This window comes from Acidobacteriota bacterium (genome assembly GCA_016208495.1).
GTDB lineage: Bacteria > Acidobacteriota > Blastocatellia > Chloracidobacteriales > Chloracidobacteriaceae > JACQXX01.
On record JACQXX010000067.1, the window covers coordinates 1 to 21,822 of the forward strand.

The 21,822-nt window shown below is 49.2% G+C and carries 18 protein-coding genes; 13 read left to right on the plus strand and 5 right to left on the minus strand.

Going from position 1 to position 21,822, the window contains the following annotated elements; all coding sequences use genetic code 11:
• Positions 1-751: 751 nt before the first annotated feature.
• Positions 752-1,000: a hypothetical protein gene (locus HY774_12255; GenBank protein ID MBI4749256.1), complete on the minus strand. Its 249-nt coding sequence runs from the start codon at positions 998-1,000 to the stop codon at positions 752-754.
• A 293-nt stretch (positions 1,001-1,293) separates the two neighbouring features.
• Here HY774_12255 and HY774_12260 point away from each other — a divergent pair, with 293 nt between their 5' ends.
• The 7 genes from HY774_12260 (at position 1,294) to HY774_12290 (ending at position 6,524) form a co-directional block, all read left to right on the plus strand.
• On the plus strand, positions 1,294-1,674 hold the full coding sequence (locus tag HY774_12260) for a hypothetical protein (protein ID MBI4749257.1): 381 nt from the start codon (positions 1,294-1,296) through the stop codon (positions 1,672-1,674).
• A 115-nt stretch (positions 1,675-1,789) separates the two neighbouring features.
• Positions 1,790-3,100: a beta-lactamase family protein gene (locus HY774_12265; GenBank protein ID MBI4749258.1), complete on the plus strand. Its 1,311-nt coding sequence runs from the start codon at positions 1,790-1,792 to the stop codon at positions 3,098-3,100.
• Between the two features lie 4 nt (positions 3,101-3,104).
• Positions 3,105-3,497 (plus strand): hypothetical protein, encoded by a 393-nt coding sequence (locus tag HY774_12270; protein ID MBI4749259.1) that lies wholly within the window; start codon positions 3,105-3,107, stop codon positions 3,495-3,497.
• A 546-nt stretch (positions 3,498-4,043) separates the two neighbouring features.
• Complete coding sequence (locus HY774_12275) at positions 4,044-4,379, plus strand: hypothetical protein (protein ID MBI4749260.1); 336 nt, start codon at positions 4,044-4,046, stop codon at positions 4,377-4,379.
• A gap of 20 nt (positions 4,380-4,399) precedes the next feature.
• The gene (locus HY774_12280; protein MBI4749261.1) at positions 4,400-5,173 is read left to right on the plus strand and encodes a DUF4184 family protein; all 774 of its coding nucleotides are present in this window, start codon (positions 4,400-4,402) and stop codon (positions 5,171-5,173) included.
• A gap of 35 nt (positions 5,174-5,208) precedes the next feature.
• Positions 5,209-5,463 carry a hypothetical protein gene (locus HY774_12285; GenBank protein MBI4749262.1) on the plus strand — a complete coding sequence of 85 codons (255 nt, stop codon included), beginning with the start codon at positions 5,209-5,211 and terminating at the stop codon, positions 5,461-5,463.
• A gap of 320 nt (positions 5,464-5,783) precedes the next feature.
• Positions 5,784-6,524 carry a dienelactone hydrolase family protein gene (locus HY774_12290; GenBank protein ID MBI4749263.1) on the plus strand — a complete coding sequence of 247 codons (741 nt, stop codon included), beginning with the start codon at positions 5,784-5,786 and terminating at the stop codon, positions 6,522-6,524.
• Positions 6,525-6,543: 19 nt separating this feature from the next.
• Here HY774_12290 and preA read toward each other — a convergent pair whose 3' ends face one another.
• From preA to HY774_12305, 3 genes are all read right to left on the minus strand, one after another.
• Positions 6,544-7,788 carry an NAD-dependent dihydropyrimidine dehydrogenase subunit PreA gene (gene preA / locus HY774_12295; GenBank protein ID MBI4749264.1) on the minus strand — a complete coding sequence of 415 codons (1,245 nt, stop codon included), beginning with the start codon at positions 7,786-7,788 and terminating at the stop codon, positions 6,544-6,546.
• Positions 7,789-8,068: 280 nt separating this feature from the next.
• A complete protein-coding gene (locus HY774_12300) occupies positions 8,069-9,208 on the minus strand; it encodes an ABC transporter permease (GenBank protein ID MBI4749265.1) in 1,140 nt (379 codons plus the stop codon).
• Positions 9,209-9,526: 318 nt separating this feature from the next.
• Positions 9,527-10,498 carry an ABC transporter ATP-binding protein gene (locus HY774_12305; GenBank protein ID MBI4749266.1) on the minus strand — a complete coding sequence of 324 codons (972 nt, stop codon included), beginning with the start codon at positions 10,496-10,498 and terminating at the stop codon, positions 9,527-9,529.
• 827 nt (positions 10,499-11,325) lie between these two features.
• On the opposite strand from HY774_12305, the gene HY774_12310 reads away from it, so the two are divergent.
• The 3 genes from HY774_12310 (at position 11,326) to HY774_12320 (ending at position 15,426) form a co-directional block, all read left to right on the plus strand.
• Positions 11,326-13,599 (plus strand): HEAT repeat domain-containing protein, encoded by a 2,274-nt coding sequence (locus HY774_12310; protein MBI4749267.1) that lies wholly within the window; start codon positions 11,326-11,328, stop codon positions 13,597-13,599.
• Positions 13,600-13,730: 131 nt separating this feature from the next.
• Complete coding sequence (gene ric / locus HY774_12315) at positions 13,731-14,480, plus strand: iron-sulfur cluster repair di-iron protein (protein ID MBI4749268.1); 750 nt, start codon at positions 13,731-13,733, stop codon at positions 14,478-14,480.
• A gap of 238 nt (positions 14,481-14,718) precedes the next feature.
• Positions 14,719-15,426 (plus strand): Crp/Fnr family transcriptional regulator, encoded by a 708-nt coding sequence (locus HY774_12320; GenBank protein ID MBI4749269.1) that lies wholly within the window; start codon positions 14,719-14,721, stop codon positions 15,424-15,426.
• Positions 15,427-15,488: 62 nt separating this feature from the next.
• On the opposite strand, the gene HY774_12325 is transcribed toward HY774_12320, so the two are convergent.
• Positions 15,489-16,073, minus strand: coding sequence for a hypothetical protein (locus HY774_12325; protein MBI4749270.1), 585 nt, complete (start codon positions 16,071-16,073; stop codon positions 15,489-15,491).
• Between the two features lie 171 nt (positions 16,074-16,244).
• Here HY774_12325 and HY774_12330 point away from each other — a divergent pair, with 171 nt between their 5' ends.
• The 3 genes from HY774_12330 (at position 16,245) to HY774_12340 (ending at position 21,512) form a co-directional block, all read left to right on the plus strand.
• Positions 16,245-17,135 carry a VTT domain-containing protein gene (locus tag HY774_12330; GenBank protein ID MBI4749271.1) on the plus strand — a complete coding sequence of 297 codons (891 nt, stop codon included), beginning with the start codon at positions 16,245-16,247 and terminating at the stop codon, positions 17,133-17,135.
• Positions 17,136-17,873: 738 nt separating this feature from the next.
• Positions 17,874-18,791: a universal stress protein gene (locus tag HY774_12335; protein ID MBI4749272.1), complete on the plus strand. Its 918-nt coding sequence runs from the start codon at positions 17,874-17,876 to the stop codon at positions 18,789-18,791.
• 678 nt (positions 18,792-19,469) lie between these two features.
• Positions 19,470-21,512, plus strand: a complete 2,043-nt coding sequence (locus HY774_12340; GenBank protein ID MBI4749273.1) for a hypothetical protein — start codon at positions 19,470-19,472, stop codon at positions 21,510-21,512.
• Positions 21,513-21,822 lie beyond the last annotated feature (310 nt).

Here is a 21,822-nt window from a genome sequence, read left to right on the forward strand (position 1 = left end):
GGCGTCGGTTGGGGGTTATGCGATGATACGTCCATCGATCTACTCCTTTGTTTTGGTATGTTGAGACTCGAGTTCTCATATCTTCTAACATATACAAAACAAAGGTTTAGATCAATTTTCAAAACTCGCAACCAGTTCATTGCTATCAGTAAAAGATACATCTGGAACGCTCTTTCACCTGCAACACAGAACAAGAGTCAGTCGGCAGAACCAACCTCCAGATGAGTTTTTGATGATGTATTGTCCGCAATCCTAGCATTAAATCTTCAGAAACGGTGCGAAAAATTCAATGTCAGGGTGCTTTCAATTCTGACCGGCTGACCTTCAATTGAGTAATATCAGTTTATAGTCAGTAGCCAATAGTCAGTAGTTCACTAAGTTTTTTTAATTGAATGACTTGACTGTTTTCTACCATGACCACCAGCAATTCTTTATTTGAATGTATTCTCGATTTCAAACCCAAAAAGATACCGAATTGGAATACACACCAACTTCAATCAAGCGGGAAAAGTCAAGAGTTCCGCCTTTAGGCGGGTTTTGTAAGTTCCTGGTCATAAGTTTCCTGGGCTATTGGACCTGGTAAGTGCTTGATTTTTTCCCTGTTTTCCGTGGTTAAAATGCCTGGAAATTTTCAGTAAGGTACTTATCCTTAAGTTGGAAGGAGCACTGGGCCGCCTAAAGGCGGAACTCTTAACTCTCTCTTCATTTCCAAATTTAGTACAAGTTCCCATAAATGGGGATGGGAATTCGGTTACTCCGAATTGGCTTTCGCCCGGATGGGCGCCGGACAATAGCCGGTGGTTTGCCGCTTTGGGCACACCACCGGATCTTTGGTCCGCAGTGGTCCGCGCCCGGATGGGCGCTGGAAGCTGGTTCGGGTCCCGTTTCCCGCGAGATTTTTGGCTCCCCCGCTTACCATTGGGTTCCAGCGCCCATCCGGGCGCGAACCCGTGATGGCGACTCTGTCCGGTGGCTGCGTGTCCAAAGCGACACTTGCCACCAGCTATTGTCCAGCGCCCATCCGGGCGAAAACCAATGTTTCTGCCAGCGAGTGGTCGAATTTCATTCCTTTTTTATGGGGACTTGTACTAAGAATTGCTGATTCCCGTAATAGAAAATAGTCAAGTAATTCAATCGAATAAGGTTAGCGAACTACTGACTACTGACCATTGACTACAAATTGATATTTAAACACCATCCCGAAAAATCAGTTCTTGCATAATCCTCTTCAATTTGCTGGATTCCAGTTTTATCGTCCTTGCCTGAAAGCTTGAAAGGAAAGGAAGTCACCTTATGCACACGATCATTCCGGTTATCCTTTATTTGATTTTTCCCCTGGCTGGCCTGACAGGTTTGTGTCGGCTTGTGCAACTGATGCGACGTGAGCAGATTACGGATCCTCCGGTCCTGGCTTATGCATGGCTCTTTTTTTGTGTTGGCGGATGGCTCCTGGTCGGCTTGACTAAAACACTGTGGTACTGGTCCGGAATGGCAACGCTTGGATTGTTTTTTCTGATATTTGCTTCTCCGTCGTTGACACTGATGCTGTTACTCATCCAGGGAAATCGTGCAAATCAATCCGTTTATCACCGGTTTGGTTTTTGGGCAACCCTCGTGTATTTGGGTGTAAGCTCCATGGTAGCGGGCGTATTCCTTCTGAAATACTGGTTGTAGTCCTGCGAGTTATGGCACTATCCGCCCAACCAATCAGCTCATCCCTCATCGAAAACTTGAATTCCCGTTGTCATCAGGTAAATGATTGACACCAGACAATGTTGGAGGTTCCCCCTTGACCAGTCAGAATTTTATCGCGCCTGGATTTGAAGCGGTTCAGACGGTGTTTGAAGAACATTTTACCCGTGGTTGGGACGTTGGATCAGCCTTCGCCGTCTTTGTTGATGGCCAGATGGTCGTCAATCTCGCCGGAGGAGTTCGGAGTAAAACTGCTGAAACGCCTGTGGCCTATGACACCGACACGATTCAGTTGCTGGTGTCGTGTTCAAAATTTGTGGAATCGCTGTGTATTGCCGTGCTGGTGGATCGTGGGTGGCTTACCTATGATGACCGGATTGTTGATCACTGGCCCGAATTTGCACCGGAAGGTTCAGCCAAAGCCAAAATTACGGTGCGCCAGTTGATGATGCACCGGGCAGGGTTGCCAGTTTTTGATCGAAACCTCACGGATGACGAACTCTTTGACCACGATCAACGCGAACTGTTTCTCGAACAACAACTCCATGTGGCCGAACTCTTTGAACCTGAACCTGCTGACGGGAGCTGGCGCCAACAGTCGCCAGCACCACCCCATGCCTATCACGCTGTATCACGCGGACTTTATTCTGGGGCGCTGTTACGTCGCGTAGACCCGCAGCACCGAACCATGGGCCAGTTTCTGCACGAAGAACTGGCACTCCCGCTGGGGCTTGATCTCTGGCTTGGACTTCCAGAAGCCGAGGAACATCGAGTGTCACCCACCACGGCTGATCGCGTTGGCGTGATGCACGTGACGGGACTGCAGCCCAGCCCTGAGGTTGCCCCTGATGACCCGCGCTATCAGGTTTTTGAGTACGAAGTGGACTTTTTTAAACAATTCCTGACCCAACCGGAGTCGCTCGTGTTCCGATGTTTAAACACCGTATCCCTGAAAGATGTTTTTCCACAAGAACTTGGCACCCACCGAAGTATGCGAGCCTGTGAAATGGCTTCTTCAACCTGTGTTGGAAATGCGCTGGCACTGGCGAAACTGGCAGCCCTGGTCGTCAGAGGCGGCGAAATTGAAGGGAAACACATTTTTGCCCATCCAGAAACACTCGATCTGGTTGCCGAACTGGCCGAAAGCTATGCCAAAGATTCCATTTTAGGAACTCCGGTTGAATACACTCAGGGTGGTTTGGCCCGCTTTTACGCCCAGGACAGCCAGCAGACGCTCAATTATGGGTGGGGCGGTGCTGGCGGGCTGATTGTGCGGTATGTTCCGTCACTGAAGCTGGGGTGCGCTTATGTGACCAACACGGGCGGTGTTCGGATGAACTTTAATGATCCTCGTGGTCACCGACTCCTGGCTGCCGCTATCGAATGTGCCCGAAAACTTCAGGTTTAATTGTATGAATTTCATCATTTATTGTAATGGAGAACCTGTTGGGCATTCCGACCTGGCTTTCTCAGATGAAGGAATGGGTGTTCGAACCGGCCTCTTGCTCCCATTGCCAGCCTATCAGCGATACGCAGCGCTGTTTCAGGATTTTTCCCGGCTTCGCCAGGAACACATCGTCGGAAGTGAAGAATCAGGCCCCTTGCAAAACATCCGGGCCATGGTTGAAAACCTGCAGTTGGAAGTCAGAACGGCCAGTGGCGAATCAATCGGAACATTGTGGATTGGAATTGAAGATTTTTCAGACGAAGTGGGTGACGAGGGTCGCCTCGTGACGCTTGTGACGGCTGAACGCGGAACTTATGAGCGCTTTTTCGGGTCAAAGGGGACAACTCCAAAGAAATGAGGGTTTGTCCGTGAACCGATTTTTCCCATTTCTGCTTCGGCTGAAAGTTTTTCTGATCAAAATTTCACTCAGCCTGGTGCTGGTTGGTGTGCATACGGCTCTTTTTTTGCAGCACTCACCGCGTGTCTTGAGGGAGTTTGTTCATTCTGACCATCAGTGTGTTTCTGTCGAAGTCTACAAACAAAATCCGCCATATTCCGGAGACGAATGTTTACCAAACCGATTTCCAGGGCTTATTTTATTAGGCTTGATGGATCTTCCGTCAGTATTGTTAGTTGGTCTTGTGATTGGGCCGACTCTCGAATGGTCTTTTCCCCAAATGTGTTATTTCAAAATCAATCAAATCTGTAAAATCCTGATACCTATCCTTGGGACATTCCAATGGTGGCTGACTGGGCGGTGGCTTGTCTGGTTTTTGAAACGAAAGGGCGCGAAATCGTTGAGTAATTGGGTCAAAGGCGCTTCGGGAGTTGCTGGTTGAATGGAAAAAATAGGCTACTTGCGGTAAAACCCTTACTAAATTTTCGAAACCGAAGGTGATTGGACATGACGAACGAGGAGATGGAACGCTCAATCATATTTTTGCTTGATTCACAGGCAAGCTTAACTGCGAGTGTTGAAAAATTGACTGAAGATATTGCCCAAATGAAGATCCAGGCGGATGCGGACCGGGTCGAAATGCGAAACGGGTTCAATGCTCTGGGAGCTGCGATTCTGCAAGCGATGGACAATGCTGATGCAGATCGGCGGTTGATGCGAGAAATGTTCCAGGACGTCAAGGCTTTTGTATATCAGGTTGATGCGAAAGCAACCGAAGCTGTAAAAGGGGTTCGTGAGTTAAAAAAGGAGAAGTCTGAACCCGGCCCAGATGATTCGGAATAGGTTTCACGAACTTTCATTTGATGCCTTTTACATTCTGCCATCCCGCGATTGTTATTCCAGTTGCCCGACGCTCAAACTGGCTCTCCCCGCTGGTCATTGGGAGCATGTCGCCAGATTTCCTCTACTTTTTGAATTTCTCAACCGGGCATCCCTTTGGTCATACATTCCCCGGTATCTTTCTCTTTTGCATACCAGCCAGTCTGGCTGTGTTGTGGGTGTATCACCGATGGCTGAGACAGTCTGTATTTGCATTACTCCCCTTTGGTCTTTCGGGCGGTTTGGAGCATGAACCCAATGATTTCTCATTCGCTCCATTGCCTCGGTTGCTTCAAATTATTGTTTTGATTGGTGTTGGGGCTGCCAGCCATATCATCTGGGATGCCTTTACCCACCAGCACGGCTGGGGTGTGGCAGCCTTCCCAGTTTTGAGAACGGCTTTGGTTGAAGCTCCATGGGAAACAATTCGAGTGTATAAAGTTTTGCAGCACCTGAGCACCTTGAGCGGTGCCAGTTGCTTGCTTTACTGGTATTACCAGTGGTTCAATCAGCGACGAATCCAAACACGTGATGCGTATGTTCCAGAACAGAATTTCAGAAAGCTGTTAACGCTGGGTGTGATATTTGCCCTGGCGTTTCTTTCAGGTGTCTATCTGGCATTTTGGAAGCATCCAGATTTTCTGATGAGTTGGAAAACAGTCAACCCGGCTCTTTCAACGGTCATTGTTTCGACCATCACCTTTGGGTTTGGTTGGCTGGTTGTGTATTCCGTTTTGCGGCATACACTACGAAGGTAAATTCTAAATACTTCATTTTAAAGGAGTAAATAAATATGGTTCCGTTGCTGATTATGTTTGCACTTGGCGCCGTTGCGTTCTGGTATTTTCAAACCGGGGGCTTTTTCACCCAGGCTCAGCGTGAAGCGCATCTTGAGTCTCAGTTATACCAGCGGCTGTTGCAAAGAACTCACGGTGATCGTGCTCTGGCTGAGCGACTCATTGCGTTTGAACATACTCGTCATCGAACTGCCAGCCGGGCAAAGCTCATTCAACTTGCCATTGATCGGCTGGAGTGGGACAACCGGTGATGCGATTTGGGGCTGGAGGTATCGGGCCATAAGCGCCAGGATAAGAAAGCCCGTGCTCTTTCCGGTGGCATTCAATGATGTTCTTGTCGGGGTTGGGTCTCGTTGCGGGCCGGGTCCGTGGGCTTCGCACCACGGCTATTACACGACGACCCTGCGGGCCTAAAGTTGAAGGAATACCGTTTTATCAAAAATTGGTGAGGCTATTGAGGTGTTGCGCTTCAGTTTTCCTTGTGTTTGCTGGGGCTTCTTCGTAGTGTGTGCTCTGCTCGCGCTGTTATTCCACCACGTTCATTCATTCATAGTTTAAGGAGCAAACACACATGATTGTCACGATGGATTATGTGGACATTCCAGTTGATGGAAGTCCCATGCGCATGTTGGTCACGGCCCCCAAGGCCGAGGGTACTTATCCGGGAATTGTGTACTATTCAGATATTTTTCAACTGACCGGGCCAATGGTTCGGGCTTGCCAGCGATTGGCCGGGTATGGCTTTGTAGTGGCAGCACCTGAGATTTATCATCGGATTGAGCCGCTGGGATTGGCCATTCCGTTTGACGATGAGGGACGTACCCGTGGGCTGGACGATGCCGCCAAAACACCAGTCGCTGATTTTGACGCGGATTGCCGGGCGGTGCTCGATTACCTGAAAACCCATCCGAAGGTCACACCTGGGAAACTTGGTGCAGGTGGGTTTTGTATTGGTGGGCATCTTTCATTTCGCGCGGCGCTCCAGCCAGATGTTCTGGGAACCGTGTGCTTTTATGGAACGGGCATCCACAACGGAAAATTGGGTCAAGATGCTAACGCCGGGTCGCTCCAGCGGGCCGGAGACATCAAGGGCAAGTTACTCTTAGCCTGGGGAGAATTTGACCCGCACATCCCCGAAGCTGGTCGAGCCACTATTCATGCTGCACTTGATGCTGCCGGAACCAAGTACCAGGTTCGGTATTTTCCCGCCGAACACGCTTTTATGCGCGATGAAGGCCCACGCTACGACCCGGTCGCGACTGATCAGGCATTTGCCGAGATGATTTCCTTCTTTCAGAGTGTGATGGCTTGAGATCGCTTTTGATACATATTTAACGATTCGTCATTTCCCGCCACGTCATGGATTCCTGACCACTATCAACCCGGGCCATGGTGATACACCCTGGCGCCGGGCACACCAGATGGCACAGATTGCAGCCGACACACTCTGATTCATCCACAACCGGAAACCGCTTCCCGTTGATCTGGGTGAAGTGAATACATTGATGGGCGCCGTCTTCGCAGGCGATATAGCACAAATTGCACTGAATACATTTGCTGTGGTCAATTCGAGCCACGGTTTTGTATTTCAGATCCAGATTACCCCAATCGGTGATCCGCTTGACGCTCAGGCCAATGATGTCCTCAACACTGGCAAACCCTTTGTCATCCAGGTAGTTAGAAAGTCCATCAACCAAATCTTCAATAATTCGATACCCATAATGCATCACCGCCGTGCACACCTGCACGTTGGTCGCGCCGAGCAGGAAGAATTCCACCGCATCACGCCACGTTTGAATGCCTCCGATACCGCTGATGGGCACGTTGACCTGCGGATCATTTGCCAGTTCCGAAACCATGTTCAAGGCAATTGGTTTGACGGCGGGACCACAATAGCCGCCGTGTGATGCCTGCCCGTTAACATTTGGATAAGGAATCATCGTGTCAATATCAACTCCGATAATTGAGTTGATGGTATTGATCAGTGACAGGGCATCGGCGCCACCTTTGACAGCGGCGCGAGCTGGCGGAGTAATGCTGGTCACATTGGGAGTCAATTTAATAATGACTGGCAGTTTTGAGACTTCCTTAACCCATTCCGTCACCATGCAGGTGTATTCCGGCACCTGACCCATCGCCGCACCCATTCCGCGCTCAGACATGCCGTGCGGACAGCCGAAATTTAACTCCACGCCATCAGCACCGGTGTCTTCAACCCGTTTCATCATGTCTTGCCAGGCTTCGCGTTTGGACTCGACCATCAGCGACACAATCAGTGCATGGTTAGGGTACTTGCGTTTGACTTCAGTGATTTCGCGTAAATTCACCTCGGTTGGGCGATCAGAAATCAATTCGATGTTGTTGAGGCCCATCATGCGGTACGGTCCATAATCCACCGAAGCCAGCCGTGAGCAAACATTGACAATCGGCTCCCCGATGGTTTTCCAGACCGCTCCGCCCCAACCGGCATCAAACGCCCGTTCAACCATCGAGCCCATATTGGTCGGAGGCGCCGAAGCCAGCCAGAATGGGTTCGGCGATTTAATTCCAGCAAGATTGACACGTAGATCAGCCATGGAGAGTCTCCTTCGTTCAAGGTGTGGAATATAGCGTGTGGAGGAAAGTAAAGACGAGTTTCGAATCAAAGCATACCGGGTGTGGACGTTGCCACTAAAAAATGAAATCAGGTCAGTCAGTCGTCAGTAGTTGATAAGTCAGTCGTCAGTCGTCAGTAGACCAAACCCGGATCGTTGAATCCGTCGAATTCTTGAAAAGAATTGTTCCTAAATGATTCAAATAGAACAAAATATACTTGACACGAGTTCCCAAATCCCAACACTTGACGACTGACGAGAATTAGGGACTTTTCTTGCTGAACTGGAATGCCGCCACTCCAATCGCCGCCAGTCCAATCACCGACATAATCACCGCATTAAACCAGAGTTCCTTCACTCCGGCGCCACGCAGGATGATCCCACGAAGGGAGTCAATATAGTAGGTTGCCGGTATTGCCGCGCTAATCCATTGAAAAAGCGGCGGCATGTTATCTATGGCGAAAATGTAACCAGACAGGAAAACCGTTGGAAGCAGCGTTCCCGAGGCCATCTGGATGGCTTCACCCTGAGTATGAGCCTTGGTGGAAATCACCAGCCCCATCCCCAACACCGTGAGCAAAAAGGGAATTGAAGTCAGGAATAAAAAAGTCAGGCTGCCCACGATTGGCACTTCAAACACATATCGCATCAAGACCAGAATCCCGCAGATTTCAACAAACCCCAGAACTCCGTAAGGCAGCATCTTTCCGACCATCATGCCCAGCGGGCTGATCGGTGTCAGGTAGAGTTGCTCTAGCGTCCCGTTTTCGCGCTCGCGAACGACCGAAAATGAAATCAACAAAATGGTGATCATCTGGAGCAAAATCGCGATCATTCCCGGCATAAGAAAGTTGGGAGAGCGCATATCCGGATTAAACAACACGGAAACCCTGGCTTCGATGGGAAGAGAACTCCGGGCGGCCCCGCTTCCAACCTGACGGAGCGATTCCTGAAGCGTCACCTGATTGGCCACGTTGACGGCTTCGCTGGTGACGGTCGAATCTGACCCATCCACCAGCACCAGCACGCTGGCATCCCGGCCATCCAGAACGCGGCGTGAGTAATCCACCGGGATCTTGATGGCGACTTTGGCTTCGCCGGCGGTGACTGCCGCATACATTTCTTTGTCGCTGGTGACGACTTTCATAATTCGAAAATCATCGGTGGTGATAAACCGATCAATCAGCCGTTTGCTTTCTTGAGTATTGGCCGCATCGTAAATCACGGTTCGGATTTGACGGACTTTCATATCCAGCGCATAGCCAAACATGATGACTTCGAGCATGGGAATGAGCAGTGCAAAGTGCAACGTGGCCGGGTCTCTGAGAATATGAATCACTTCCTTGCGAAAAACCGGCCAGGTTCCTGAAAACCAGCGACTTGGAGGAATGTGTTTGGTCATATCAATGAGGGTTCAGGGTTTAGGGTATCGGGTTCAGGGTTCAGAGAAAGATAATATTTTCGAATACTTAAGTACTTTGTCATAAGTTTCCTGAGATATTGAATTTGGTAAGTGTTTGATTCTTTTCGTGTATTTCGTGTGTTTCGTGGTTCAAAATGTCTTGGAATTTTCGGTAAGGTACTTAACTATTTGCGAATACAAGTGTATCACACCATTTTGCAGTGAAGTGCGCGCATTAGAAAATAGCTAAGTCGTTGAAAAAATTGTCTTTCCCTGAACCCTGAACCCGATACCCTAAACCCTAATTCAAAAAGAGTATCATAGGGAAAGGCGTTGGGTGACTCCGTTGCGTTCGCGCAGAATGCGATTGGTCAGCGTCACAAAGACATCTTCCAACGAAGGCGTAATGGCCTGGATTTGGGAATGACCAAAGCTGGCTTTTTCCAAATCAGCTTTGAGCCGTTCAATTGGTTTTACATTATCAACCAGGACGTGGATGTTTTGCCCAAAGATGGTTGATTCCATGACATACGGAAGCGATTTGATATAGGAGAGTGCGGCTGAAGGTTGTTTGCATTGGACTTCGAGGCGGGTCGAGCCCTCGGAAGAAACCTCCGGAAGCGTTGTCAGTTCATCAATCGTGCCAATGGCAATCAGGTTTGACAGATAGATATAGCCGACCCGGGCACAGCGTTCGGCTTCGTCCATATAGTGGGTGGTCACAAAAAAGGTGACGCCCTGACCTGAGAGTTCAAACAGGAGGTCCCACAAGGCACGCCGGGCAACCGGGTCAATTCCAGCGGTAGGTTCATCCAGAAAAAGGACATCCGGTTCGTGGATGATGGCGCATCCCAGCGCCAGTCGTTGTTTCCAGCCACCGGAGAGCGTGGATGAACGACGTTCCAAATAGGGGCCAATCCCGGTCAGTTCAACTACTTGCTGGATGCGCCGTTCGAGCCGCTCGGCCTTCAATCCATAGACACCGCCATAAAATTCGAGGTTTTCACGAACCGTCAAATCACCGTACAGACTGAATTTTTGCGACATGTAGCCAATATGGTGACGAATGATGTGGGCTTCTTTTTGAATATCAAGCCCCAGTACCTTTCCGTGGCCGGTGGCGGGCTTGAGCAACCCGCAAAATGCTTTGATGAGCGTGGTTTTCCCCGAACCATTTGGCCCCAGAAATCCAAAGATCTCACCTCGACCGACTGACAGACTGACGTTATTGACGGCGACGAAATCACCAAATTTGATGGTGACGTTGTTGGCAACAATGGCTGCATCCATCCTGGAATTCCTTCTACTGACTGAAAAAAATTGAGCAGGCACACCATAGCAGAATGAAGAATGAAGAATGAAGAATGAAGAATGAAGAATATGAGTAGTGATTAGTGGTTAGTGGTTAGAAATCAATACTTTCCAAGAACTAAGAATCAAACCAAAATTTCGCCCAAAATATCACCACCTTGCCACACACGACCAGCAGCGACCGGTTCGGGACACGAATCGCAATCGGGAATCTCCCAGTCAGGAATGGCAACGCAACTTTACCCAAATTGACTTCCAGCCAGTCCTTTATGTCCTTTGGCGCTGGCTCAATCAACCACACAACTGAGGAAGATGTCAGTATTTTTGGCGAAATTTGGGGAATGAAGAATGGGAACAAGACAGTAAATTTGCTCAGGGGAAATATTTTTTGCTTGACAGGTCCCATCGCACACCATAGGGTGATTTCACTTCTCAATATATTCGTGCTTGCGGACCTCAGCCCCCCGGAAGAAATCACGATTTTCGGCTGACAAGATGTTCAAATGTCAAAATTGTTTGAAATTGTTTCTGGCTAAAATTTCTTTGTTCCCAGGCGTGGTTGTAATGCAACTGATGCCCGCTTCGTCAAGTTTGAGAACCCTCAGGTTTTGGACTCATCAAAATTCCAAAGCCCGGTCAATTGATATTGGCCATAACACAACCTGACAAGTTCGTTGTTTCCCACCAAAAAAGTCTAATTCCGCTTTCAAAGTACCCGTCCGGTAAAAAGTCGGGGTCCGTCTGTTTGTCTACAAACCTTCAACGGCCAGATCAGGCCGGTTAAAGACGATTGATGCCGGTAACATATGAAAATCAAAGAACGTTCTGTCTCGATCAATGAGCTTGAATCAAACATCATTCAAGCGCTTCAATCAATGAACTTAGATACTTCGCAGGTGGCAGGAACAATACTGGACTGTGCCGCCGGTGGATGGACAAGTTTGCTCTTAACCTATCTGCGTGTTGATCCATTTTGGCCATATCACCAGCGATGGGTTGACGATACCAGTTACTTGGCTGAAGAAACTGCTTCTGATGGCACTTTGTTAATCGTCGGGAGTGTTGGCTGGGGTGGATTGATTCACCGAAACACAGGTGGCAATGAGCCATTTGTTGGTAGATTCAGGCTGGTTGGTGACCAAAGCCACCCCCAACTCTGGTATGAGCTTTATTTCTGCTGTGATGGAATTGTGCGGTTCATCACCCCAGAGGGAATTTCCTGGACTGAAATTGACAGAACCCCTGCGGTTGAAGCGTTCATTGAACCGTTTGTTCAAATTTTACATGGTCAGATCAACGCACCGAGTAGGTTGCCTGATGCGGCCATATGCCTTGGAAAATGTGGAACTACAGGGGTCGCAAAACTGGTGGAATTGTTCGCCCATCCGGATCCAAATGTCCGGTTTGCCGTTCTCGAAGCATTCGCCGAATTTCCCAAAAATCTTCCTCTTCCAGTATCCCAAATCAAAGCATTGCTTCACGATCCTGACCTGCCAGTTCGGACCCTGGCCGCAATTTGGGTGCATCTGGCGGAACCAGATTTTCGACTACCAGAGACGGTAGGGCAGGATTTGTTCGAAATCTCGACAACCAGGACTGAACGGGCTTTAACCGGGCCATTCTTCTCGCAAATAGAGAACAAACTCCTGGCCTGCTTTGCCCAGAATGATCCTTCTCTTGTGAGTCAGATTCTGGCGTTACTTCATACTGAATGGAATGCCTGGGCGGCCAATCTCCTGGCCCAAATCCCAGCTTTGGCAGAAACAACCACGCCGATACTGGCAAACTTTCTGAACAGCGAAGTGCGAGAGACTCCTCGCATGGTGGCGCAGGCCCTGTGGAGGCTTGAAACTCATACATCACGAAGTCTTGTGTTGAATTGCCTCTTTTCCGATGCTGAGAAAGGTCGTGCACCTGGGCTGATTGTGGAATATATGGAGCCAGATCCGCTGGCGGCGCCGATTTTGATGCAGGCCATTCGCCAGCCACACCTCGGAAGTCTGGAAAAATGTGATCTCCTGATTGGATTGGCCAGAATTGAACCACGGAGCGAAGCGGTCACAGCTTTTCTGAAATCAGTGATTCCCTGGCTGATTGAGTGTCTGCGGGAAACTGATCTCAAGAAACGGCGCCGGGCAGTCAGTGTGTTGGGTGAGATTGGTCTGGAACCAGATCTGGTGATTCCTCAAATGTTGAACCTGGTGGCCCCGGCTTGCCAGGATCTCGAAGCCACAATAGTTGAGCAGGAAGACGGATATATTTCCTTTAACCGCAGCTATGAATATTTCCTGGACGAGATTGCGGAATCTATCGGAAAGTTCAGTGTGGCGGCGGAAAAAGCAGTCCCAGCTTTAACAAATCTTTTTGTCTGGAAAGATGGGAGGTTTTGTGGCACAGGGAAGATCGCATCAGCGCTTCAACGTATTGGGAAGTCTGGGCTTGCCGCTCTGGTTGAAATACTGGGGCAAAACCTCGAATACCATATGGCTGATTTTTATATTGTCCGGGCCTTGAAACGGGCTGGTCCAGATGCCATTCCATATTTGGTGGAAGCATTTCACCATCGAAACATTTGGGCAAAAGCATTTCAGATTTTTTCTTATGTGGGTCCACAAGCCGCATCAGCCGTTCCGCTGCTGGTGCTCACCCTTCATGACGAAGATCCAGCCGTCCAGATCGGTGCGACTGCCTGTCTGGCGGAAATCGGCCCGGCCTCTGCAACGGCAATCCCTCAACTGGTTGGCCTGCTAAAAGATGCGTCTGAGTCCGTGCGGTTTGATGCGGCTATCACGCTTGGGAAAATCGGAGCCGAAGCCGTTCCCGAGATGATGCGGGTGTTGGAGTGGCTTCCCAAATCTGATGAGTTGACGTGTTGTGCCATCCTCAAATCGTTCGGTGAAATTGGTGCTGCGGCTGCCCCGGCCATCCCAATCATTCGGAACTTATTGGAGGTGGATGATCCGGAAATTCGCTTTTGTGCCAGATATGCACTTGAGCAAATTGACTTGTTGGCGAAACCTGAAAAACCGATGGAAACCTGGTACGAGTGGGGAACGGCTGGTTCAAGTGATTTGGATTGAACTGGTGCTGGCCAGATCGCTCAATCGGATTCTTCATTCTCTGGGTGTGACTTAAGTCAATCCCAATTCCACCTGATCCGTTGAAAATGAGTTCCAACAGATATTCGATAGTTTAAGGCTGGAGGTGAAGTATGGCGATTTCGGCATTGACTCTGAACCAAAATCAAAGTGTTCGTGACCTCGTGGTTGAAAATCCACAGGCGACACTTGTGTTTGACAAATATGGGATTGATTACTGCTGTGGTGGTGGAAAATCCCTGGCGGAAGCCTGTCAAACGGCAGGCGTCGCGTTTGAAACGTTACAGGCAGCACTGGATGGGACGCTCCAGGACGCATCCACGCGTGAACAGGTCACTGACTGGGCCACGGCAACTCCTGGCGATCTGATTCACCATATCATTGAAACGCACCATGCCTTTACCCGATTTGAAATCGCACGACTCGGAAAATTGCTCGATAAAGTCGTGGCGGTTCACGGTGGGAATCACTCTGAATTGCGCCAGGTTCAAAATGTTTTTTATGCGTTGTCACAGGACTTGATGCCTCATTTGATGAAAGAAGAGCAGGTTCTTTTCCCGTTTATTGATCGGCTTGAAAAGGCCGTGACATCACAAATGCCGGTGCCGATGTCCTGTTTTGGAACCGTGGCGAACCCAATTCGCATGATGGAATTTGAACACGATCAGGCCGGGGACCTTTTAAAAGAACTGCGACGGGTCACCCAGGATTTTACGGTGCCGGAGGATGGGTGCTTTAGCTACCAGGCGCTCTACAACGGGTTAAAAGGATTTGAAGCTGACCTGCACCAGCATATTCATCTGGAAAACAATATTCTGTTTCCAAAGGCAAAACTGCTTGAGGATCAGGTGTTTGGACGATGAGTCTTGAATCGTCAGTCCAGGTAACACGTTGAACTACTCCAGAATTTATAAGGACCGCTGAGGAATTCCATTGATTGGGTTGCCTCAGTGGTCTTTTGCGTTTCGAACCTGTTTCAAAAGCCCCTATCCATCGGTCGTTCGATGAAGGCGAGCGTTAGGACCAAATCTTTGGTATGCTGCCGATTGAGATCAGTTGGAAAGATTGGTTGTTTCCTCACCTAAACCCGCTGGATGTGATATGCACCATAACTCAATCGGAAATAGTAAGTTAGAGGCGTTAAGACAGACTCCGCTCTTTCGTCGTCTTCAGGAAAAAGAACTGCTGGCCCTCTGTGCGATTGCCATTGACCGTCAGGTTCAACGGGGCGAGATTTTGTTTATGGCGGGCGATGAGGCCCGAGGTATTTATGTCATTGTGAGCGGGTTAGTGCGGGCGGTGCGGTTGAGTGCGGACGGCAGGGAACAGGTGATCCACACCGAACAGGCGGGCGCCACCATCGGCGAATTACCTGTTTTTGACGGTGGACGGTATCCTTCGACGGTGATTGCCGACCAGGATTCACATCTGCTCTTTATTGACAAACAGGACGTGCGACGATTGTTCCTCGAATATCCAACGATTGCGCTTGAAGCACTGGCGGTTCTGTCTCAGCGATTGCGCCAGTGTGCCGAATTGATCGAATTTCTTTCGCTACGTGAAGTCGGCCAGCGAATCGCCCGACTCCTGGTTCTGGAAGCCCGCAAACACGGACAACCGACAGGAAAAAGCGTTACCGTGACCCTCCAGTTGACCAATCAGCAAATTGCGGCTCAAGTTGGTTCAGTTCGCGAAGTTGTCTCGCGGGCGATTGCACGATTGCAAAAGGAACATCTGGTCGTTTTTCAGGGCCGATCCGTTTTGATTCCTGACCTTGAGGCCCTGGCGCGATATGCTGATTTTTCCTGAGATGAAACCACATACGGCGAACCTCTTCAGCCCAAATTCCTGAATCCAAAGTCTTTAGCCTTTCAATAGTACTTGCTGAAAACCAGATCCTGTTGTGACCAGAAGGGGGATTTATCGGTTGTGTAGCGTTTGAGCCGGGTGATGTGTTCTTCGACGGTGGCTGGAACAGGGGCGCCGTCAGCAATTTCCTTGAGGACACCGAGCAAGTAGGCAAAGAGTTCACTATCAATGATTCCGGGCATCTCGACACCATCGGCGCCATATTCAATCGCCTTACGGGCGGCCCGTTCGACATTGTAATCCCAGGCGCCATAAATCGTCATGGCGCGGTATTTTGCCACACTATTAAAGAGCTGGATGGCGTAACCGGCTTCACCAGAATGTTCCTGGCGAGATTGAGCAATCAGGCCAAGCGTTGGGTTCTCACTGGCAAAATCTTTAATAAAATCAACGATATGGACTGAAATACAGGTGATGGTCGTGGACTCTGAAATAAACCTGGCGGTCATATCTGATTCGTGTCCAAAGATCAAAAGTGGGGTTTTCGGTGCGCCAATGGCTTCACCTGGTTTGGAGACAAAAACCTGAGCCGGTTGGAGTTCTTTAATTTTTGACTTCCATGGGAAGAGTCGTTGAAAGAGGGACATGGCAGGTGACCTGGGAAAGTAATTGAGTCTGATAAGCTTAGCTATGTAAAACAATACCTCATTCCTTAGCTTTTACCACACTCCCCACTCTCTGAAAAAATACTTTCTCAGCACCCAGGCTGGAAGAATCGGTTTGTGACCGGTCTCGCTTGTATTTAAATGAAATAACCTGTGACCTCACAGGATTTTGGACAACACATCATTCTTTCCTCAGCAAACGACCAAACCCTGTATCGCATTGAAAACACAATTGTTATGGAAAAATTTATTCATTTTTTGACAACCTATGGCTACACCGTGGTCTTTCTGTGGGTGTTTATCGAGCAAATCGGTATTCCAATTCCGGCCATGCCTTTGCTCCTGGCGGCTGGAGCCCTGGCTGGCCTGGGGAAACTTGATCCGGTGACCACCATTCTGGCAGCCACATTGGCGGCGGTAGTGGCTGATTCCATCTGGTATGAACTTGGTCGGAGACGCGGCGCTGGAATTCTCAAATTCCTGTGCAAAGTGTCGCTCGAACCAGATTCCTGTATTCAATCCACCGCCACCAGTTTTGAACGCTATGGTTTGAAGACCCTGCTGGTTGCCAAGTTTGTTCCTGGTCTCAATACCATTTCTCAACCGTTGGCTGGCTTGATGCGGGTGCCGCGACCGAAATTCTGGGTATTTGACTGGGCTGGAACCACAATTTGGGCTGGGACGTCAGTTGGCCTTGGTATGGTGTTTCACAACCAGCTCCAGCAACTGGCTGATCGAGTCGAACAATTTGGAGTCTGGTGTTTAATCGGTGCCGCGACCGGACTGGCACTCTACCTCGGATGGAAATATTACCAGCGGCAGGAGTTTATTCGCCGGATGCACGTGGCGAGGATTACCCCTGAAACGCTCAAAGAAAAAATTGACACCGGCCAGTTCGTCACAGTGATTGATTTGCGCCATCCCCGGACTTTTCACGAATCTCCACAAACCATACCAGGAGCGCTCCGCTGGACAACCGAAGACATCAGCCGGCGGCACAAAGAAATTCCGCGGGATCATGAGGTGGTCCTGTTTTGTGCTTGACCAAACGAAAAAAGCAGCGCCCGTGCGGCGCTTATCCTTCATAAACATGGAATTACCAACGTCAGACCGCTGGAAGGCGGCTTTGACGGCTGGCTGGAGCGAAATTTCCCAATTGAGGAAATTTCTTGAAAAACCAGGACTGAGAAAACCAGGGCTGAAGAAGTCGGGCTGAAGACATCGGGCTTGGGGCTGAAGACCATAAGCGCCAGGGTAAGGAAACAAAGCCCGATCTGGACAAGGGGACAAGCAGACAAGGGGACAAGGAGAAAAAGTATTCTCCTGCTCCCAACGTCGGGAGGAGGATCTCCGTGTCTCCGTGTCCCCCCTTCTCATTGTCTCAAACAGGCCCAAATTTCCTTATCCTGGCGCTTATAGGGCTGAAGACTCGCAAGCTTGGGGCAACCCAAGGGATGAGGGATGAAATAAAACTAGGTCTTCAACCCCATACTGGTGGATTTTTCCTCAACCGATAGTGGATTTTCCCAATTTGCAATTTTCTTCGAGATTCCACCTGGTTGAATGATTCTTTTCTTTCGAAGAATCCGACCTTCAATATTATTACATTCTAAAATCTTATTTTTTAATGTGTTGCAAGTATTTTCCATAACGCTTTGATTCATATCAAGTTCTGCGGTACATTGGTTTGCCGGGACTTTCTGAGTTTGGGCATCTTTTTTGCAGAGAGTAGTCACCGGAAAGGAGGCCGCGACATTTGTTATCTCGCGTGAATTAAAAAGTATGATCACCAATAAACGGATCGTCTTTTCTCACATCCTCTGCCCAACAAATTTGACCCGGGAATCAAACCGGGCACTACGCTACGCGGTTACTCTCGCTCGGGCTTATGGCGCCAGGCTGACCGTAGCCCATTGGGTTCAGGGCAAAACTGAACTTGATAAGGCCACCGAACACCGGGCTTCACGGATTATGCAGGAGGCATTGCAAGATCAATGGCTGGCTTCTGATTATGACCCGCTCCAACACGAAGAGATTATCCTGATGGGTGATATTCGCGCTTCGTTACCAATGTATGCCGCTTCCGAAGGGGTGGATCTGGTTGTGATGCGGGCGAAAGTGTTTTCGCCCAACCTGATTGGGTTGGTTGGATCAACCGTCACAGCCATGTGTCGAACCACCCCCTGTCCCATCTTAATAACTCACGCCCGTGAACGGGAATGGGTTGGAAAAACCACCAACCATGTTGATTTGAAAAAGATTCTGGTCGCCCATGATTTCTCGGGTGATTCAGACCAGGCACTTGAATATGGGCTGTCACTGGCCCAGGAATTTGAAGCCGAAGTGTATGTTTTGCATGTGGTTCCTCAATTTCCTCAGGCGGTTCCACAAGGTGACATCCCCTACGTTTTGAGTCCCTCGCAGCTTGAACCCAAACCAATTTTGGACCGACTGGCCCGAGGGATTCCTCCAAACGTCAGTGAGTGGTGCCGGATCTCGTACGAAATCAAATATGGTACCCCGTATAGCGAAATTTTAAAGTTTGCGCGTGAAAATGCGATTGACCTCATTTGTCTTGGGGCCCATGGGCTCGGACGGGCTGAGCACTCACTCTTTGGTTCGAATGTTGATCGAGTTCTGAGGCAATCCCCTTGCCCGGTTTTGATCACGACACCATTTCGAGCCATTGAACCATTGTGATTTGGTTTTCCCTCCTTAGCACTGAACCTCACTTAATTGCCTGCTATCAAACCACTTCACAATGTCGCCCCCGTTCAGGTTTTTCCCTCCTCTTGTTGAAAATCTGAACGGGGCTTTCTTTTTTCTCAAATGGGGCTGACCTCATCAGACTGCGGGGTAGAGAATAATACTGGTTCTTCAATTCAACCAAAGACGATATGCTCACTCGATACTGGCTGCCAGTCAGAGAATGAGCCTCCTTCCGCCTGGGTACAGGTGTTAGACTTTTAGGATTGAGGATATTGGGCTAACGGTTAAGGGAAATACAATTATATCAATAGTTTGACTCCTTGCTCATGCGATAGGGTCATTCCAAAATAGTATGGGACCATATCAGCCATTCAACCAAATAATGGTCAGCATTGGAAAAAGAATTCAAAGAAAAAGTTTTTTGTGCCAAAAGGGGCTTATTGTTTACATTTTTGAAATAGTAATGTTAGATTTGTCGGGTAGTTTTGCTAACAGACGAACTCATCTCCTGGCGAAGCTGGGTGTAACCAATTCCAATTCTGTTGGAATCAACTCTCAACCGTTTTGTTGGAATGACTCGTCGTTCCAGCAGAGATCAAGGCGAAGAAAAATTTACTCCAAGCCCCGCCTGCACAAGGTAGAGGGCCCGGCTCTGTATTGAGGTTCCATATGCAAATCCTGAAGTATAGAATGGCACTCGGCCTGGTCATGCTCGGCCTGGTGATCAACCAGGGAGTGATCGTATCCCATTTTGATTGGGTCACTTCCGCTCAGCCATCCATTCCAGCCATGGGTTCCGTTGAATCCAAACTGGACCAACAGGACCATGCTCACCTCTCCTCAGAGGATGGTCTCTGGCATACCGTAAAAACCGATTTCAGCCCTGGGTCGGCGAACCCGCAGTCTCCTACTTTTCACAGCTTTACCCTGAATCAAAAACTGCTTGAGCAACTATTAAGTCAGGTCTCACTCAGTGCTCGGCCAGAACAGCGACCGGTTTTATCCGTGCCGATGCCGGATGGAACATATTCCAGATTTGGGATTTACGAGACATCCGTGATGGAACCAGAACTGGCGGCAAAATTTCCTGAAATTCGAACCTTTGCTGGAAAAGGCATTGATGATGCGGGGGCCAATTTGCGATTGACCCAATCTCCTCAGGGTTTTCACTTCAATGTCCTGTCAAATCAAGGAATGGTCACCATCAGACCCAAAGCAGGACCGGAGGGGAACCTCTACCTTGTGTACAACACACACACTGCCTCCGAGGCGTTCAACGAGTTTGAATGTTACGTAACGCCTGAGATGGAGCAACTCGCCCAAACTGAAACAGTTGGTGAATTCGAGGAAACTCGGGCACTGTTATCGGCAACAGTCCCACACCGCACCTTTCGGCTGGCTGTTTCAGCAACTGCCGAATATTCACAGCTCATTTGGAAGCGACCAAAAGGTCCCATCAGTGAGGTCATGGCGCAAATTGTCAGTCTGGTGAGTGCCGCCAATCTGGTTTATGGAAAGGAACTGGCGATTGAGTTTGTGCTGGTCAATGGAATTGATCAACTGATCTTTGAAAATACTCAAACTGACCCGTTCTCAGGAACCCTTGGGCAGCGAGCTGAGCAAAATCAACGGACACTTGACCGCACGATTGGGTCCCAAAACTATGATATCGGCCATTTGCTGGACGCGAGTTCCGGTGGGATTGGCTATATCGGAGGGGTTTGCACCACTGAACATAAAGCCAAGGGGGTAACCGCCACCAATTCAGCCCTGACGATTATCCACGAATTGGGTCACCAGCTTGGCGCCCTTCACACCTTTAACAGTACCGCCGCCGAGTGCAGTGGGAACCGGTCATCGAGTGCCGCCTATGAAGTTGGAAGTGGCACCACAATTATGTCGTATGGCGGGAAATGCAAACCTGAAGTGGTTCAAGGTAAACCTGACCTGTACTTTCATACCGACAGCCTGGAGCGAATTTTGAGTCGGTTGGAAAACCCACCTGCCCAGCTTGGACCTGATTGCTCAATCCAAACCAGCACTGGGCATCTTCGACCCCTGGTTGAAGCCGGTCAAAATTACACTATCCCCTTTAAAACTCCCTTCACTCTGGTCGCAACCGAAACAAGCCCTGGCGCCCAGATAACTTACTGTTGGGAAGAATTTGATTTGGGACTCGCATCGCCCCCGCAATCAGGAATTGGAACTCAGCCGATTTTTCGATCATTCCCACCCGTAACTTCACCTGCCCGGACCTTTCCAAGATTAGAGAACGTGCTCAACAACACCTCTCAGTTTGGTGAAGCGCTCCCACAGACGGCCCGTACCCTGAAATTTCGATGCACCGTCCGGGATCAGGCTGGTGGATTTAACTTTGATTCAATAACTGTTTCAGTGCTGAGCACAGGAGTGGGGTTTGCGGTAACCAAACCCAATACCGCAGTCACTTTCAGAAGCGGTTCATCTCAAACCATCACCTGGAGTACAGCTCGAACCAATGTAAATCCTATCAACTGTGCCCAGGTCCGGATTCTCCTTTCGATTGATGGTGGGTATACCTATACCCCACTGATTGACTCCACTCCCAATGATGGAAGCCAGGTTGTGACACTCCCTTCTGGAATCAATACCACACAGGCACGCATCAAAATTGAAGCCATTGGAAATATCTTTTTCGATGTTTCAAATGTGAATTTCAAAATTACGCCCTGAACCCAGGGGTGAAGACTCGCAAGCTCGGGGCGATTGAAGGGGTGAAAGATGAAGGAAGACGAATGTAAAAAAACCAATTCTTCCACCCAACTTCTTCCGCCCTGAGTCCAACGTCTTCCGCCCTGGTGTTCACTTACTTCGCACCGTTCACTCAGTGAGCAAAAACGGCTAACCTATTGATTTTCAAAAGATTGAATCATCCCCCTTTCTGATACTGCTCACATGGCGAGCAATTTTTGTGGAAAAAGGAATTTCAACGAGGTCTCTTAAAAGCCAATAACCTGTTATTTATCAGTAGCTTGAAATAAAA

Bases quoted from the DNA above. Each gene is read 5' to 3' on its own strand.
- HY774_12285 (MBI4749262.1), top strand. From the start codon at position 5,209: ATGGTTCCGTTGCTGATTATGTTTGCACTTGGCGCCGTTGCGTTCTGG.
- HY774_12300 (MBI4749265.1), bottom strand. From the start codon at position 9,208: ATGACCAAACACATTCCTCCAAGTCGCTGGTTTTCAGGAACCTGGCCG.
- HY774_12275 (MBI4749260.1), top strand. From the start codon at position 4,044: ATGACGAACGAGGAGATGGAACGCTCAATCATATTTTTGCTTGATTCA.
- HY774_12280 (MBI4749261.1), top strand. From the start codon at position 4,400: ATGCCTTTTACATTCTGCCATCCCGCGATTGTTATTCCAGTTGCCCGA.
- HY774_12320 (MBI4749269.1), top strand. From the start codon at position 14,719: ATGCACCATAACTCAATCGGAAATAGTAAGTTAGAGGCGTTAAGACAG.
- preA (MBI4749264.1), bottom strand. From the start codon at position 7,788: ATGGCTGATCTACGTGTCAATCTTGCTGGAATTAAATCGCCGAACCCA.
- HY774_12310 (MBI4749267.1), top strand. From the start codon at position 11,326: ATGAAAATCAAAGAACGTTCTGTCTCGATCAATGAGCTTGAATCAAAC.
- HY774_12260 (MBI4749257.1), top strand. From the start codon at position 1,294: ATGCACACGATCATTCCGGTTATCCTTTATTTGATTTTTCCCCTGGCT.
- HY774_12340 (MBI4749273.1), top strand. From the start codon at position 19,470: ATGCAAATCCTGAAGTATAGAATGGCACTCGGCCTGGTCATGCTCGGC.
- HY774_12305 (MBI4749266.1), bottom strand. From the start codon at position 10,498: ATGGATGCAGCCATTGTTGCCAACAACGTCACCATCAAATTTGGTGAT.
- HY774_12270 (MBI4749259.1), top strand. From the start codon at position 3,105: ATGAATTTCATCATTTATTGTAATGGAGAACCTGTTGGGCATTCCGAC.
- HY774_12290 (MBI4749263.1), top strand. From the start codon at position 5,784: ATGATTGTCACGATGGATTATGTGGACATTCCAGTTGATGGAAGTCCC.
- HY774_12335 (MBI4749272.1), top strand. From the start codon at position 17,874: ATGATCACCAATAAACGGATCGTCTTTTCTCACATCCTCTGCCCAACA.
- ric (MBI4749268.1), top strand. From the start codon at position 13,731: ATGGCGATTTCGGCATTGACTCTGAACCAAAATCAAAGTGTTCGTGAC.
- HY774_12325 (MBI4749270.1), bottom strand. From the start codon at position 16,073: ATGTCCCTCTTTCAACGACTCTTCCCATGGAAGTCAAAAATTAAAGAA.